Annotated in this window: 14 protein-coding genes and 1 tRNA gene; 9 read left to right on the plus strand and 6 right to left on the minus strand. The window is 71.4% G+C overall.

Features of this window, described 5'->3' with window-relative positions; translation table 11 throughout:
* Window positions 1-17: 17 nt before the first annotated feature.
* The 3 genes from ACZ4M8_RS19655 to ACZ4M8_RS19665 form a co-directional block, all read right to left on the minus strand.
* Window positions 18-1,583, minus strand: a complete 1,566-nt coding sequence (locus ACZ4M8_RS19655) for a Stp1/IreP family PP2C-type Ser/Thr phosphatase (RefSeq protein ID WP_467609006.1) — start codon at window positions 1,581-1,583, stop codon at window positions 18-20.
* Window positions 1,584-1,716: 133 nt separating this feature from the next.
* Window positions 1,717-2,241 (minus strand): FHA domain-containing protein FhaB/FipA, encoded by a 525-nt coding sequence (locus tag ACZ4M8_RS19660; protein ID WP_467609008.1) that lies wholly within the window; start codon window positions 2,239-2,241, stop codon window positions 1,717-1,719.
* A 10-nt stretch (window positions 2,242-2,251) separates the two neighbouring features.
* Window positions 2,252-3,076 (minus strand): FhaA domain-containing protein, encoded by an 825-nt coding sequence (locus tag ACZ4M8_RS19665; RefSeq protein ID WP_467609010.1) that lies wholly within the window; start codon window positions 3,074-3,076, stop codon window positions 2,252-2,254.
* A gap of 475 nt (window positions 3,077-3,551) precedes the next feature.
* Here ACZ4M8_RS19665 and ACZ4M8_RS19670 point away from each other — a divergent pair.
* Window positions 3,552-3,635: transfer RNA gene (locus ACZ4M8_RS19670), tRNA-Leu, on the plus strand.
* Between the two features lie 175 nt (window positions 3,636-3,810).
* Here the strand turns inward: ACZ4M8_RS19670 and ACZ4M8_RS19675 are convergent.
* Window positions 3,811-4,461: an FMN-dependent NADH-azoreductase gene (locus ACZ4M8_RS19675; RefSeq protein WP_467609012.1), complete on the minus strand. Its 651-nt coding sequence runs from the start codon at window positions 4,459-4,461 to the stop codon at window positions 3,811-3,813.
* 127 nt (window positions 4,462-4,588) lie between these two features.
* On the opposite strand from ACZ4M8_RS19675, the gene ACZ4M8_RS19680 reads away from it, so the two are divergent.
* Window positions 4,589-4,951, plus strand: a complete 363-nt coding sequence (locus ACZ4M8_RS19680; RefSeq protein WP_399088485.1) for a winged helix-turn-helix transcriptional regulator — start codon at window positions 4,589-4,591, stop codon at window positions 4,949-4,951.
* 35 nt (window positions 4,952-4,986) lie between these two features.
* Here ACZ4M8_RS19680 and ACZ4M8_RS19685 read toward each other — a convergent pair whose 3' ends face one another.
* Entirely contained in the window at window positions 4,987-5,427 is a 441-nt protein-coding gene (locus ACZ4M8_RS19685) for a MarR family winged helix-turn-helix transcriptional regulator (protein WP_467609014.1), read from the minus strand.
* A 133-nt stretch (window positions 5,428-5,560) separates the two neighbouring features.
* On the opposite strand from ACZ4M8_RS19685, the gene ACZ4M8_RS19690 reads away from it, so the two are divergent.
* The 4 genes from ACZ4M8_RS19690 (at window position 5,561) to ACZ4M8_RS19705 (ending at window position 9,949) form a co-directional block, all read left to right on the plus strand.
* A complete protein-coding gene (locus tag ACZ4M8_RS19690) occupies window positions 5,561-6,760 on the plus strand; it encodes an ABC transporter permease (RefSeq protein ID WP_467609016.1) in 1,200 nt (399 codons plus the stop codon).
* Window positions 6,761-7,090: 330 nt separating this feature from the next.
* Window positions 7,091-8,530 (plus strand): DUF2252 domain-containing protein, encoded by a 1,440-nt coding sequence (locus ACZ4M8_RS19695; RefSeq protein ID WP_467609018.1) that lies wholly within the window; start codon window positions 7,091-7,093, stop codon window positions 8,528-8,530.
* 131 nt (window positions 8,531-8,661) lie between these two features.
* Window positions 8,662-9,594, plus strand: a complete 933-nt coding sequence (locus ACZ4M8_RS19700) for a hypothetical protein (protein WP_467609020.1) — start codon at window positions 8,662-8,664, stop codon at window positions 9,592-9,594.
* Window positions 9,595-9,604: 10 nt separating this feature from the next.
* Entirely contained in the window at window positions 9,605-9,949 is a 345-nt protein-coding gene (locus ACZ4M8_RS19705; RefSeq protein ID WP_467609022.1) for a rhodanese-like domain-containing protein, read from the plus strand.
* 49 nt (window positions 9,950-9,998) lie between these two features.
* On the opposite strand, the gene ACZ4M8_RS19710 is transcribed toward ACZ4M8_RS19705, so the two are convergent.
* Window positions 9,999-11,141, minus strand: a complete 1,143-nt coding sequence (locus tag ACZ4M8_RS19710; RefSeq protein ID WP_467609024.1) for an acyl-CoA dehydrogenase family protein — start codon at window positions 11,139-11,141, stop codon at window positions 9,999-10,001.
* Window positions 11,142-11,474: 333 nt separating this feature from the next.
* Here ACZ4M8_RS19710 and ACZ4M8_RS19715 point away from each other — a divergent pair, with 333 nt between their 5' ends.
* The 3 genes from ACZ4M8_RS19715 to ACZ4M8_RS19725 all read left to right on the plus strand — a co-directional run bounded on the left by ACZ4M8_RS19715 (window position 11,475) and on the right by ACZ4M8_RS19725 (window position 14,369).
* On the plus strand, window positions 11,475-12,143 hold the full coding sequence (locus ACZ4M8_RS19715; protein WP_467609026.1) for a DUF5819 family protein: 669 nt from the start codon (window positions 11,475-11,477) through the stop codon (window positions 12,141-12,143).
* A gap of 287 nt (window positions 12,144-12,430) precedes the next feature.
* Window positions 12,431-13,624 (plus strand): HTTM domain-containing protein, encoded by a 1,194-nt coding sequence (locus tag ACZ4M8_RS19720; RefSeq protein WP_467609028.1) that lies wholly within the window; start codon window positions 12,431-12,433, stop codon window positions 13,622-13,624.
* A 40-nt stretch (window positions 13,625-13,664) separates the two neighbouring features.
* On the plus strand, window positions 13,665-14,369 hold the full coding sequence (locus ACZ4M8_RS19725; protein WP_467609167.1) for a TrmH family RNA methyltransferase: 705 nt from the start codon (window positions 13,665-13,667) through the stop codon (window positions 14,367-14,369).
* The last annotated feature ends 194 nt before the right edge of the window (window positions 14,370-14,563 follow it).

The following is a 14,563-nucleotide window of genomic DNA, read 5'->3' on the forward strand; positions in this document are numbered from 1 at the left end:
TACGGCCCCCTACGCCCTCACTGCTGGGTGCTGCAATTCTTTTCCAGCTTCAACTGCTCCTCGGAGGGGGCCTGGCTGGTGATGTCGGCCGGGGGAGTCGACGGGGACGCGAGGGTGCCGGGGGTACCGGCGGTGGCGGTCCGGTCGCCGGGGACGGTGGAGGTGCCGGGCTGATGGCCGCTGGTGTTGCCGGCCTTGCCGTTGCCCTGTGCCTTCTCCCGGTCCTTCTTGGCCTTGGCCGCGGCGCGCTCGGCGGCCTCCCGCTGCTGCTTGCTCAGGCAGGCGTGCGCCTGCTTGCCCAGCTCGGTGACCTTGAGGGTCGCCTCGTCGCGGGTGTCGGCCGGGATCGTCTCCTTGACCTGGGTCTGCTGGTACAGCGGTAGGTACTTGAGTTCGATCTCGGGGTGGTCCTTCTCGACCTTGTTGAGCGAGATCCACGCCAGGTCCTGGCTGATGCCGCGGTAGAGCGCGACGTGATCGTCCTTGGCGCCGACGAAGTACTGCGTCTGCGTCCAGCGGTAGCCCGCGTAGAGACCGCCGCCGACGACCGCCAGCGCCAGCGCCGAGAACAGCGACCGCTTGATCCAGGTGCCGCGGCGCCGCGGCTTGAGGAAGTCCTCGTCGGTGAAGGCGCCGAAGGTGCCCTGCGGCGGCCCGGCGATGTCGCCGTCGCCGCTGCCGGGCGGGCCGAAGCCGCCGCCGGGCGACTGCGCCGGGACGTCCCGGCCGCGGCCCAGTTCGGCGGCGCGGGCGGCCGGGGTCTGCAGGGTGCTCGGATCGTTGAGCTGGTTCTGGTTCTCGGCGACCGCGCCGACGATGACCGGGGTGTCGTTGAGCTGCCCGGCCAGCGCCTCGTTGCCGTCGACGTCGAGGACGTCGGCGACGATGCAGGTGATGTTGTCGGGGCCGCCGCCGCGCAGCGCGAGCTGGATCAGCTCCTGGACCGTCTCGTGCGGGCCGTGGTAGCTGGCGAGGGTCTCCTCCAGCGTCTGGTGGCTGACGACACCGGAGAGTCCGTCCGAGCAGATCAGGTAGCGGTCACCGGCCCGGACCTCACGGATCGACAGGTCCGGCTCCACACGGTCGCCGCTGCCCAGGGCCCGCATCAGCAGCGAGCGCTGCGGATGTGTGGTGGCCTCCTCCTCGGTGATCCGGCCCTCGTCGACGAGGCGCTGCACCCAGGTGTGGTCCTGCGTGATCTGGGTGAGCTGGCCGTCCCGCAGCAGATAGGCGCGGGAGTCGCCGACGTGCACCAGGCCCAGCCGCTGGCCCGTCCACAGCAGCGCGGTCAGGGTGGTGCCCATGCCGTCGAGCTGCGGGTCCTCCTCCACCATGACGCGCAGCTGATCGTTGGCGCGCTGCACGGCGGTGCCGAGGGAGGTGAGGATGTCGGAGCCGGGGACGTCGTCGTCGAGCTGGACGAGGGTGGAGATCACCTCGGACGAGGCGACCTCGCCCGCGGCCTGGCCGCCCATGCCGTCGGCGATGGCGAGCAGCCGTGGGCCGGCGTAACCGGAGTCCTCGTTGCCCTCCCGGATCATGCCCTTGTGCGATCCGGCGGCGAAGCGCAGGGAAAGACTCATGCGCACCTCACCTGTCGGCTCGGGGTACAGCCGGTCTCGTCGAGCCACACTGCCCACCCTCCGGTCGGGAGCACGCTCGGGGCCGTCGAGTGGACCGCCGCGGCTCGCTCGCTCCGCTCGCTCATAAGTCGTACTACTTCCGCAGCTCGATGACGGTCTTGCCGATGCGGATCGGGGCACCCAGCGGGATCGGGGTCGGCGTCGTCAGGCGGTTCCGGTCCAGGTACGTGCCGTTGGTGGAGCCGAGGTCCTCGACGATCCACTGGCCGTCACGGTCGGGGTAGATCCTGGCATGCCTGCTGGACGCGTAGTCGTCGTCCAGGACGATCGTCGAATCGTGCGCCCGGCCCAGGGAGATGGTCTGGCCCTGGAGGGCGACGGTGGTGCCCTGGAGAGTGCCTTCGGAGACGACCAGTTTGGTGGGGGCGCCCCGGCGCTGGCGGTTGCCGCCGCGCCCGCCGTCCTGGCGGCGCTGCTGCGGCGGCGCGGCCTGCTGCCGCTGGCCGCGTGCCTCCTGGCCGCCCCTTCGGGCGGCGCCGCGCTGTGTGACGCGCGTGCCGAACAGATCGCTGCGGATGACCTGTACGGCCACGATGACGAACAGCCACAGTACGGCGAGGAAACCCAACCGCATGACCGTGAGGGTCAGCTCTGACATTGCCCCCGCTTCACCCTTCGGCTTGCCGGTAAACGATGGTGGTACTGCCCACGACGATCCGCGAGCCGTCGCGGAGACTAGCGCGGGTGGTGTGCTGCCCGTCCACCACGATCCCGTTCGTGGAGCCCAGGTCCTGGACCGTGGGGGGCGTGCCGACGCGGATCTCGCAGTGCCGCCGGGAGACCCCGGGGTCGTCGATCCGGACGTCGGCATCGGTGCTGCGGCCCAGGACGAGCGAGGTGCGCGAGATCTGGTGGCGGGTGCCGTTGATCTCGATCCAGCGCCGGGTCTGTGCCTGCGGCTGCGGCCCGGCACCGGGCGGAGCCGTACGCGGCGGAGCGCCGGGCGGCGGGGACGTGGGCATGGGGGGCGGGCCCACGTGGCCGCCGCCGGTGTAGCCGCCCCGGGGCGCCGGTGAACCGCGCCCGGCGGGCGCCTGGCCCGGCTGTTCCTGGGATGTGCTGGAGGCGAGGGTGCGGCTGCGTACCCGGTAGAGGCCGGTGTCGAGATCGTCGGCCTTCTCCAGGTGCACCTTGATGGAGCCCATGAAGGTGTAGCGCTGCTGCTTGGCGTAGTCGCGGACCATCCCGGACAGTTCGTCACCGAGCTGTCCGCTGTAGGGGCTGAGCCGCTCGTAGTCGGGTGCGCTCAGCTCGACGATGAAGTCGTTGGGGACGACCGTGCGGTCGCGGTTCCAGATGGTCGCGTTGTTGTCGCATTCGCGCTGGAGCGCGCCGGCGATCTCAACGGGCTGCACCTCGGACTTGAACACCTTGGCGAAGGTGCCGTTGACGAGACCTTCGAGACGCTGCTCGAAGCGCTTCAGTACTCCCACGGGGCACCTCCTTCCTCAGTCTTCGACAGAGTCGTCCTGATACTGCTTACCGATCGTATCCACGCGCCGGGAAATCAGCTGGTTCCCCTTTCCCGCCCGGAGTGACGAGTGTCCCCCCTCACAGGGTTGCCTGTTGGGGCGTTGGCGCCGTGCCCGTCGTCCGTGCACTGCGATGGTAGAGGTGCCCCGCCGACAGTGTCCCGCAACCGTTCACCTCGCTCCGGGCGGGGCCGGGTCCCGGCGCCGGGTGGCCGGGACGGGAGGGGCGTACGAGGGCGGAACGCGCGCCGGCGTCCGTGAGGCGGCCGGAAGCCGGGGTCGCGGTCCGCCGGCGGCGGCCTGGCCGGGGGCGGGGATAAGGGCAGGTGAAACCACCCGCCGCGCCGTGCTAATGTTCTGCATGTCGCAAGGCGCTCCCCCCGAAACGGGAAAGAGAAACCCGGATCGCGTGAGAGAATCAAACGACAACACCCATGCGCGGGTGGCGGAATAGGCAGACGCGCTGGATTCAGGTTCCAGTGCCCGAAAGGGCGTGGGGGTTCAACTCCCCCCTCGCGCACAGATGAGACCCCCGGTCTCCGGAGAAATCCGGAGACCGGGGGTCTTTCGTTGTGCTTCTCACCACGTCCGGTTCCGGGGCGGCGGCGCATCTCGTCCGAAATATCGTCCGGGTTCCGGCCCCGGGATGACGCCGTGTGGCCGGTCGTTCCCGGGGCGTACGGAGGCGGCGGGCGTCAGGCGGTGGCGACGGCCGCGGCCTGACGGCCCTTGGCGGTGGCCTCGGCAAGGGCCTTCTCGCGGGACGCCTCGTACAGCGGGATCAGTTCGCTCATCGCGGGGTTGGCGGGGGCCATGGTCAGCTCGGGGACGATGAAGTCGACCTTCAGACCGAAGCCGTCGCCCAGCACGGTCTCCAGGTAGTTCTGCACGTGGTCGGAGCCCTCGCGGGGGGTGCCGGGGGCGTAGGAGCCGCCGCGGCTGGCGACGACGGTGACGGGGGTGCCCTTGGCGGACGGCTCGGCGCCGGCCGTGCGGCCCATGATGATCGTCTGGTCCAGCCACGCCTTGAGCGTCGAGGGGATCGTGAAGTTGTACATCGGGGCGCCTATGACGATGGCGTCGGCCTGCTCCAGCTCCTCGGCGAGGCGGGTGCGCAGGGCGAAGGCGGTCCGCTGTTCCGGGGTGTGGGTGGCCGGGTCGGAGAATCCGGCCGCGGCGGCGGTGCCGTCGAGGTGGGGGAGCGGGTCGGCGGCGAGGTCGCGGTAGATGACGGTGCCGTCGGGGTGCTCCGCCAGCCAGGCGGCGCGGAAGGCGGCGGTCACGGCGCGGGACGCGGAGCCGTCCTCGGGGAAGACGGAGGAGTCGAGGTGGAGGAGCGTGGCCATGGGGATCGGTCCTTCGGTTCGCGGCCGGGCACGGCACGGCCTACTGGTTGAAGTTTGTACGTTGCTATTCATAACACAGCTGCTTACTTTTCCGCAGCGCCTGGCGCCGGGTCGGTAGGCTGGGGGCATGGCGGACCACGGCGAGGCGGCGTGCAGGCAGGTCGACGGCAGGATGACGCGCGTCTTCGAGCTGTTCGGGAAGCGCTGGACCGGCCTTGTCGTGGCCACGCTCCTGCCCGGACCGGTGCACTTCGCCGACCTGCGGCGGGCGATCCCCGGCATCAGTGAGCGGATGCTCTCCGACCGGCTCGCGGAGCTGGCGGCGACCGGTCTGGTGGTGCGCGAGGTGGATGCCGGGCCCCCGCTCCGTGTCGCGTACCGGCTGACCGAGGCCGGTCTCGCCATGGAGCCCGCGCTCAAGGAACTGGGACGGTGGGCCGAGACGTATCTGGCCGACGGCGGCCGGTGTCCGGAGCGTTTCCGCAAGTAGGTGCCGAGCCCGTAGGGGTTTCGCGGGCGGGGTGGTCAGCCGTTCCGCTCCCGTTCCTGGGCGGTGTTGTAGCGGAGCAGGTAGGACGCGAAGCGGGCGAGGTCGGCCTCGTCCCAGTCGGCGAGCCGCTCGTGGAACGCCTGGCGGCGGCTGGTCATGGCGTTCGACAGCACCGCGGCGCCGGCGGGTGTGGGATGCAGCACCTGGACGCGCTGGTCGTCCGGGTCCGTCCGGCGTTCCACGAAGCCCAGTTTCTCCAGTGCGGCGATCTGCCGGCTGACGGTGGACTTGTCCAGGAGGTAGTGCGCCGCGAGGTCCGTGGCCCGGCATCCCCGCTGGTCGTCGAGGTGCGCCAGCAAGGTGTACGAGACCAGGGACAGCTCGGGATGGATCCGGGCGGCGGTGGCGCGGGCGCGCCGGGCGAAGGCGGTCAGCTGCTGCTGGATGGTCTCGACGGATGCGTCGCGCTGGGTCATGGATTGCCTTTCCGAGAAGTAGTTGTATAGTACAACGTGAATCGAGTTGTAAAAGCCAACCGATGAGCTGTGAAGGTTGCAAAGGCCAACTTCTGGCCGCAGCCGAGCCGACTAGCGTGAGAAGGCATGCCCCATGAGTCCGGTCCGCTCCGACCACCACCCCGATCACGGACGTGAGCACCGTCGCAACCCGCACGCCGCCGGGCTGCGCCACGTACTGACACACCTGATCACCCCGCTGCTGATGTGCATCGGGATGGGTCTGGCCTACCTCGGCGCGTTCGCCAACCCGGCACCGCACGACCTGCCGGTCGCCGTCGTCGGCTCCGGGAAGAGCGCCCAACTGCTGGCACAGTCGATCAACGACAAGGCCGCCGGAGAACTCCAGGTACGGACGGTCGCCCACCGCGCCGACGCCGTGGACCAACTCCGCCACCAGGACATCTTCGGCGCGTACGTCCTCAAGGGTGGCGCGGACGGCGGAGCGCGGCAGGCACCCGAACTCCTCGTGGCCACCGCGGGATCGGACACCAGCGCCACCGTCGTCCAGAAGATCTTCACGCCCCTCGCCGCCGCGCAGGGACAGCCGCTCAAGGTCACCGACATCGCGCCGACCGCGAAGGACGACCCCACGGGGCAGGGCATCTTCTTCCTGCTCGTGGCGATCAGCATCGGCTCGTACGCCTCGGTCGCGGTGATCGGCGGCGCCGGGGGCGTCCTCCCCATGCGGCTGCGGGCCGCGCTGGTGGCCGGTACGTCCTTCGTGGTGAGCATCCTCGGGGTGCTGTTCGCCGGGCCCGTCTTCCACCTCGTCGACCACGGACTGTGGGGACTGTGGGGCATGGCCTGGCTCTACTCCGCCGGAATCCTGCTGATCGGCGTCGGACTGCACACCTTCCTCAAGCGCTGGACCACGCTCGGCGTGATGGCCCTCTTCGTGATGCTCAACTTCACCTCGTCCGGCGGCATCTTCCGCCCCGAGATGCAGAACGGATTCTTCGCCGCCCTGCACTCCTTCTGGAACGGCGCCGGCTTCGTCGAGGGCACCCGCAGCCACGTCTACTTCGGCGGCAACGGACTGGCCGGACACGTCTGGACCCTGGTCGTCTGGCTGCTCGTCGGCGCCGCCATGATCACCGTCGCCGGCCTCGCCGAACGGCGCCGCAAGGCCGCCGAGAACGAAGCCGCCGAACGCGCCACGGCAGTCGCGGCGGCGGCGGTCGCCGCCACGGTGACCGACCCCGGCCCGCGCACGGGATACGACAGCGCAGCCCGCGCCACGGCCGAACACGCGGCGGAGGAAGAGGAGATGGAGGAAGCCGTGGGGGTCTGACCACCACGGGACGGCTGAGGGCCGGAGGCATCGGTTGCCTCCGGCCCTCAGCCGTCCCCGGCCACTGGAGGCCGAACTCCGGTGGCGTGCACCGGCGTTGCCTGTGGAAAACACCCGCCCACGCGACGGCCGTGCAGGTCGGAGAGGGGACGGAAGGCTTGCACCGCGTGCCGGCACAGCAAGCTCCGGACGCCTCGGACCGCACTTTTCCACAGGCCCGCCGCCCTCTCCCCGCGATCGGTAACGTCATCCCGTGACAGGCCGGTCCGGGCACCACACCCACGGCCGGACACCACGTCCGGCACCGGCGCGACACGACCGAAGGGGGAGGTGACCACGGTGGTACGAGTGCCGTACGTACCGGGTTTCGCACGAGCGGAGACCGCGGGACGAGCCGCGAAAACCGCCGGACGGGCACTGCGGGAACGACTGCCGAGACCGGCCCAGGCACTGCTCCCGCCGAAAGCGACCGACCGGCCCGACGCCGTCACCGCCGTGCGACGCACCAACGCCGGGCGACTGCCGGAACTCACCCCCATACGCGTCGGACGGATGGCCGCCGGCCCGTTCGCCTTCCTCCGCGGCTCCGCCGGACTCATGGCCCACGACCTCGCCACAGCACCCGTGACCGGCATCGGCGCGCAACTCTGCGGCGACGCCCACGCCGCGAACTTCGGCCTCTACGGCGACGCCCGCGGCGGCCTCACCATCGACCTCAACGACTTCGACGAAACGCTCCACGGCCCCTGGGAATGGGACCTCAAACGCCTGGCGACCTCACTCGTCCTCGCCGGACGTGAAGCGGGCGCCGCCGAGGACACCTGCCTCGCCGCCGCACGGGACGCCGCGGGCGCCTACCGCCGCACCCTGCGACTCCTGGCAAAACTGCCGGTCACCGAAGCATGGAACGCCATCGCCGACGAAGAACTGGTCTCCCACACCGACGCCAGAGACCTCCTGGGCACCCTGGAACGCGTCGCGGCCAAAGCACGCAACAACACCAGCGCACGGTTCGCCGCCAAATCGACCACACGCACCCCCGACGGCGGCCGCCACTTCATCGACGCACCCCCGGTCCTGAGACGGGTACCGGACGCGGAAGCCGCAGCGGTCATCACCGCACTCGGCGGCTACCTCGACACCCTCCCCGACGACCGGCTTCCCCTCCTGGCCCGCTACGCACCGCACGACGTGGCGTTCCGAATCGTCGGCACCGGCAGCGTCGGACTCCGCTCGTACGTCGTGCTCCTCCTCGACCACCGGGGCGAACCACTGATACTCCAGGTCAAGGAGGCCCGCAGCTCCGTACTCGCACCCCACGTGGCGAAAGCCGGCTTCGAAGTCCCGGAAGTACCCCACGAAGGGCGCCGGGTGGTGCTCGGACAGCGCCGGATGCAGGTGGTGAGCGACACCCTGCTCGGCTGGGCCACCGCCCACATACCCGAACCCGGCACTGCGGGAGACACCCGCACGACGGAGACCGCCTTCCAGATACGGCAGTTCCGCAACCGCAAAGGCAGCGTGGACCCGGCAGCGCTCACCGGTGAGCAACTCGACGACTACGCCCGGATGACCGGCGCCCTGCTGGCCCGCGCCCACGCACACAGCGCCGACCCCCGCGTCCTCGCCGGATACTGCGGGAAATCCGAAGCGCTCGACGACGCCATGGGCAGCTTCGCGACGGCCTACGCCGACCGGACCGAAGCCGACCACGCAGAGCTGTCCGCCGCCGTCGCGAGCGGACGGGTTGCGGCGGAGAGGGGGGTTTGAGGGGGAGGGGTGGGAGGGGGCGGGGGGAGCCCCCCGGAGGAGTACGGAGCAGCCACTGCCTCCCCCCCCCGCTCCCCCGCCCCTCCCGGCACGCCCCGCCTCCTCCCGGCACGGGGCCGTACGCTGGCCGGGTGACGAACTCGTACGCGGAGAACGTGCAGAACGGCCGGGGCGGAGCCGACGCCGGGGGAGCGGCGGACGCCACCGACACCAGGGGGGCGTCGGTCGCGCCGGATGCGACGGATGTGCCGGAGGCGTCCGGGGCGTCCGAGGGGCCCGGTGCGGCCGAGGAGGCGGCGACGGCGCGGCTCGCGGCGGCGGTGCGCGCCGCCGAGCAGGCGTTGATCGAGTTCGAGATCGCGGTGGAGACGTTTCGGGTGGAGGTGGAGAACTTCTCCCGGCTCCATCACCAGCGGCTCGGTCCGATGTATGCCCGGCTCGATGAGCTGGACGCGCAGATCGCGGAGGCGGTCGCCGCGCGGTCCGGTGATCCCGAGGATGCCCGTAAGGCGCGGGAGGCTCGGGCGGCGGTGTTGCCGATGCCGGAGGTGGAGGAGTTGTTCCACGGCTGGATGGGGGCGGACGGGCTGTTCCCGGAGGCGCAGGCGATGCTCACCGAGCAGCCGGTGCAGCCGCCGCAGAAGGTGCGGCCCAGCGAGGAGGCCCGGCGGGTCTACCGCGATCTGGTACGTAAGGCGCATCCGGATCTGGCGCGGGACGATGCGGAGCGGCGTCGCCGGGACGAGTTCATCGCCCGGGTCAATGCCGCGTACGCCGCCGGGGACGAGGCGGTGCTGGGTGCGCTGACGCGGGAGTGGGAGGCCGGTCCGGTCCCCGTCGAGGAGCGGCTGAGCGCGAGTGAGGAGCTGTACGCGCGGCTGGAGTGGCTGGCGGCGCGGAAGGAGATGCTGGCCGCGGCCGCGGCAGAGTTGGAGGAGAGCGCGATCGGCGCGATGATCAAGATGGCGCCGCAGGATCCGGACGGGCTGCTGGACGAGATCGCCGAGAAGCTGCTCGCCGATGTCTCCGAGCGCGAGGCGTACCTCTCCCGGCTGGTCGGGTAGCGTCGGGGCCATGCACACAGGTTCTCTGCCCACGGTCCGTGCCGACGCGCTCACGTCCGAGGACTTCCTGCTCGACGTCCGTGAGAACGATGAGTGGGTGGCGGGGCACGCCGAGGGCGCCCTGCACATCCCGATGAGCGAATTCGTCGCCCGTTACGCCGAGTTGACCGATGCGGCGCCCGCCGACGGCAAGGTGTACGTACTCTGCCGGGTCGGCGGACGGTCCGCGCAGGTCACGCAGTACCTGCTCCAGCAGGGCGTCGACGCGGTGAACGTCGCGGGCGGGATGCAGGCGTGGGAGGCCGCCGGTCGTCCGGTCACGGACGGCAAGGGCGGCACCGGCCGGGTGGTCTGAGCCCCCGGGCCTGAGCGCCCGGGTGCGGGGTGGAGCCCGTCCCGGGTTTTCAGCCGTCCTCACGCAGGGGGTGTTCGGCGAGGAGGTCGCCGAGGGCTTCTTCGTGGGCGGCGGCGGGACCGAGGGAGAGTTCCAGCTGCTTGGCCCAGGCGTGGTAGCGGTGGAGCGGGTAGTCGGTGTCCGCGCCGAAGCCGCCGTGCAGGTGCTGGGCGGTCTGTACGGTGCGGCGGATTCCGTCCGACGCCCAGATCTTGGCGACGGCCACATCGCCCGCCGGCGGCAGTGCGCCGGTCGCGCCCGTGCCGATGCGCCAGGCGGCCTGCCAGAGGGTGGCCGCCATCGCGCGCAGGTCGATGAACCGGTCGGCCGTCTGTACCGCGACCGCCTGGAACGTGGCGAGGGGGAAGCCGAACTGTTCGCGTTTGCCGGTGTAGTCGGCGGTCATCGCGAGCACCGCTTCGCCCAGCCCGAGGGCGAGGGCGCAGGTACCGCAGGTCAGCAGCGTCCGTAGCTCTTCGGCGGCGCCGGTGGCGGTCAGGATGTCCGCGTCGGTCAGGCGCACCGAGGTGAGCCGCAGCTCGGCGTGGCGTTCGCCGGTGGTCGAGATCTGTTCGTGGCGGATCAGTCCGGGGGCGGTGAGCGGGGTCAGGGCGAGGACGGTCCGGCCGTCCGGGGTGTGCGCGGGTAGCAGCGCCAGGTCGGCGCCGTAGGCCCAGGGAACGGTGGTCTGGGCTCCGTCGAGGAGCCAGCCGTCGGCGTCCGGTCGCGCGGTGACGGCCAGCTCCGCGGCGTCGTGGCCGGTCCGCCCGTCGGAGGCGGTGGTGATCACGAGTTCGCCGCGTCCTATACGGGGCAGCAGTTCGGCGCGTACCGCTTCCGTCGCGTGGTGTTGCAGGAGGCGGGAGGCGGCGGCGCACTCCAGCAGCGGGACCCGGGCCAGGACGCGCCCTGCCTCGCGGAGTACCAGGCAGAGGGCGATCGGGTCGAGCCCGGCGCCGCCGTACTCGGGCGCGGTCAGCAGGCTGAGGAGGTCGGCCCGTGCAAGGGCGCGCCAGAGGTCCCGGTCGAAGTCGTCGGCGACGGCGCCCGCGGTGAGTGCGGGGCTGGGCACCCCGTCGGGTGCCACCTGGGCGAACACGGCTTTCGCCGCCTCGGTGGCGGCCTGCTGCTCCTCGGTGAAGGTGAAGTCCACTGGTTGTCCTTCCGCGGGCGCTGACCTGACGAGGCGTCAAGGTAGAACAGGTTGCAGGAATTGGGAATGCGTACGGCTCCCGGTGGTGACTCTCGGGCGCGCGGTCGGCGGCCGGGCCGGATTCCTGGAGTGGCCGTGGGCGGTGCGGGGCCGCGGACGCGGGAGGCGGGGCCACGGGTGGGCGCTCCCGGCCGGGCGTGACCGGGGTCGGTGCGTGCCCGGTGGCGGGGCGGTGCTGGGTGCCGTGACCAGGTGCGGCTGTGCCGGGTCGGGGTCTCCGGTTACGGTTCCGGGGCGTAGTGGGCCGATCGGGAATCTGGGAACGGGGCGGGAATGCAGTCAAACGGTGATGAATCGCGGTCGGTGGCCGCGCTCTCACTGCCCTCGCGGATCGTCATATGCATGGCGGTCAGTGCCGTGGCCGTGGCCGTGGCGATCCATCTGGCCATGATGTTTCTGCATGTCGCGCCGGAGAACACGCTCAGCAAGGCACAGCGGGACGCGATCGGCGAGTACGTCTACCCCGAGTACGAGCAGAACTGGAAGCTCTTCGCGCCCAACCCGATGCAGCAGAACACCGCCGTCCAGGTGCGTGCGGTGCTGCGTACCGGCGACGGCGGGGTGCGGACCACCGGCTGGACGGATCTCACCGCGCGCGACGGCCGAGCGGTCCACCACAATCCGGCCCCCAGCCATACGCAGCAGAACCAACTGCGGCGCGCCTGGGAGTACTTCGTCAGCACGCACAACGCGCAGAACGCCGCGATCGGGACGCGCGGTGAGCTGTCCGAGCGGTACATCCGGCGGATCATGATGCAGCGGATGGAGCCGGAGTGGTCGCGGCAGGGCCGCCCCGAGCGGTTCCAGGTCCGTTCGGTGACGACGCAGATCGCCCCGCCGAGCTGGAGCAGCGAGAAGATCAGCGACAAGCCCGCGTTCCGTGTACTGCCCTGGTGGCAGGTCACCACGGCGGACCTGCCCGAGGGGGCGAGGAGCAAGTGACCGCAGCATCGGGCCGGGACCGGCAGGGCCGGGTGGACCGGCAGGACCAGCAGCACCGAGCGGATCGGCCGGGGCCGCCGGATCAGGAGGAGCGGCAGGCTCGCAGCGTCGGCGAGGAGCGGCGGGCCCCGCGGGGACGGGAGGGAGTGCCCGCGCCGGACGCACCGGTTTCCCAGGGCACACCCGCTGTGCAGGGGGTGCCCTCCTCGCAGCCGCCCGGGAACCCCTCGTCCCCGGCCCCCTCCGCTCCCCCTTCTCTTGTTTCCGAGACCCGTATCGAGCGTCTCGTGGGGCGTGGGTTCCGGCTGGTCACCGGGCGGGCGATGGCGCCGTACCAGACGGCGGTCCTCCGGATCGGGTTCGCGGCGACCTGGCTGCTGTTCCTGCTCCGGGAGTGGCCGCACCGCGCGGCGCTCTACGGGCCGGACAGTCCGTTCAGCCTGGACATGGCGCGGCGGTTGCTCGACGGCAATCACGCCTTCTCGGTCCTGCCGTGGTCGGACGGGCACGCCTGGTTCGAGGTGGTCTATCTCTTCGCGATCGTCTCCGCCGCGCTGCTGATGGTGGGCTGGCGCACCCGCACCATGTCGGTGCTGTTCATGATCGGTGTGCTGTCGCTCCAGAACCGCAGCGTCTTCATCGGCGACGGCGGCGACAACATCATCCATCTGATGGCGATGTACCTGGTGCTGACCCGGTGCGGTCAGGCGTGGTCGCTGGACGCCCGCCGCGCCCGGCGCACGGAGGAGCGGGGCGGGGGCGCCGGACGTGACCTGCCCGGCGTCGCCCTGTGGACCGTGCTCGGCCTGGCGCTCGCCGTCGCGCAGCTGCTCGGGTGCTACGGATTGAGCTGGCTCGGCCACGGTCCGTTCCCGTACGTGGGCTGGGGACTGGCGCTGTGGCTGCTGTGGGCCGCGCACGGTCTGCGGTGGGCGGTGGACCGGCGTGCTGCGGGTGAGCCGCGGACGGTGCTCGACATCCTCGGCTCGGTGCTGCACAACGGTGCCCTACTGGTGATCATGGTCGAGGTCTGCCTCGTCTACGCGACCGCCGGCTGGTTCAAGATCCAGGGTTCGCGGTGGCAGGACGGCACCGCGGTCTACTACCCGATGCACCTGGACTACTTCTCGCCGTGGCCGGAGCTCTCCGTACTGCTCGGTGCCAGCGGGTTGCTGGTCCTGCTCTTCACGTACGGCACGGTGATGGTGCAGGTCGCCTTCCCGTTCACGCTTTTCAACCGGCGGTTGAAGAACGCTCTGCTGGTCGTGATGGTCTGCGAGCACCTGTCGATCGCGTTCCTCCTCGGGTTGCCGTTCTTCTCCGCGGCGATGATCGCGGCGGACCTGGTGTTCCTGCCGACGCCCTTCCTGACCTGGATCGGCGGCCGGTTCTCGGCGCTCACCGCCCGCCGCTCCACCCGCCGGGGCACGACGGAATCGCCCGTCGCCGTGGAGGGCGTGCGGGCACCGGCCGGTCCGTAGCGCCTCCGGGGCGTTCTACGCTCGTGGGGTGAGCAGCGAGATGACCACCCCGGCCGCGCAGGCCCCCGATGCCGCGGCGGCGCCGTCCGCCGCGGCCGAACCGCTCCAGTACGACGAGGGGTACGGCCCGAAGGTCGGGGTCGGGCCGCACCCCGAGCCGTGGCCGGAGGACGACCGGTACGACCCCGAGCTGCTCGCCGGGGGCGACCGGCGCAACGTCGTCGACCGCTACCGCTACTGGACGCGGGAGGCGATCGTCGCGGACCTCGACACCCGTCGCCACGACTTCCATGTGGCCGTCGAGAACTGGGGCCACGACTTCAACATCGGCTCCGTGGTGCGGACCGCCAACGCCTTCCTGGCCAAGGAGGTCCACATCGTCGGGCAGCGGCGCTGGAACCGCCGCGGTGCGATGGTGACCGACCGCTACCAGCACGTCCGTCATCACCCGGGCACCGAGGAGCTGACCGCCTGGGCCGCCGCGGAGGGGCTGCCGATCATCGGGATCGACAACCTGCCCGGTGCCGTGCCGCTGGAGACCACCGCGCTGCCCCGCCGCTGCGTCCTGCTCTTCGGCCAGGAGGGGCCGGGGTTGACGGAGGAGGCGCGGCGCCATGCCTCGGTGGTCTGCTCGATCGCGCAGTTCGGCTCGACGCGGTCGATCAACGCGGGTGCCGCCGCGGCCATCGCCATGCACGCCTGGATCGGTCGCCACGCCGTCATCGAGCCGCCGGTCGCGCCCTGACCGCGTGCCGCGCCCTGACGGAACCACGGACGCCCCGGTCGGAGGCAACTCGCCTCCGACCGGGGCGTCGGGGTGCGGGCCGGGTGCGGGCGGACCGGCAGGCGTTTCACGTGAAACACCGCCGACGGGGGTGTCCGGGTCGGCACGGCGTTTCACGTGAAACGTCGCGCCGAGGGCCCGTCCCGCCCGGCACG

The sequence above is a fragment of the Streptomyces sp. NPDC027185 genome, assembly GCF_055567035.1.

Bases quoted from the DNA above. Each gene is read 5' to 3' on its own strand.
- ACZ4M8_RS19655 (WP_467609006.1), bottom strand. From the start codon at position 1,583: ATGAGTCTTTCCCTGCGCTTCGCCGCCGGATCGCACAAGGGCATGATC.
- ACZ4M8_RS19660 (WP_467609008.1), bottom strand. From the start codon at position 2,241: ATGTCAGAGCTGACCCTCACGGTCATGCGGTTGGGTTTCCTCGCCGTA.
- ACZ4M8_RS19675 (WP_467609012.1), bottom strand. From the start codon at position 4,461: ATGGCCACGCTCCTCCACCTCGACTCCTCCGTCTTCCCCGAGGACGGC.
- ACZ4M8_RS19680 (WP_399088485.1), top strand. From the start codon at position 4,589: ATGGCGGACCACGGCGAGGCGGCGTGCAGGCAGGTCGACGGCAGGATG.
- ACZ4M8_RS19685 (WP_467609014.1), bottom strand. From the start codon at position 5,427: ATGACCCAGCGCGACGCATCCGTCGAGACCATCCAGCAGCAGCTGACC.
- ACZ4M8_RS19690 (WP_467609016.1), top strand. From the start codon at position 5,561: ATGAGTCCGGTCCGCTCCGACCACCACCCCGATCACGGACGTGAGCAC.
- ACZ4M8_RS19705 (WP_467609022.1), top strand. From the start codon at position 9,605: ATGCACACAGGTTCTCTGCCCACGGTCCGTGCCGACGCGCTCACGTCC.
- ACZ4M8_RS19715 (WP_467609026.1), top strand. From the start codon at position 11,475: ATGCAGTCAAACGGTGATGAATCGCGGTCGGTGGCCGCGCTCTCACTG.
- ACZ4M8_RS19725 (WP_467609167.1), top strand. From the start codon at position 13,665: ATGACCACCCCGGCCGCGCAGGCCCCCGATGCCGCGGCGGCGCCGTCC.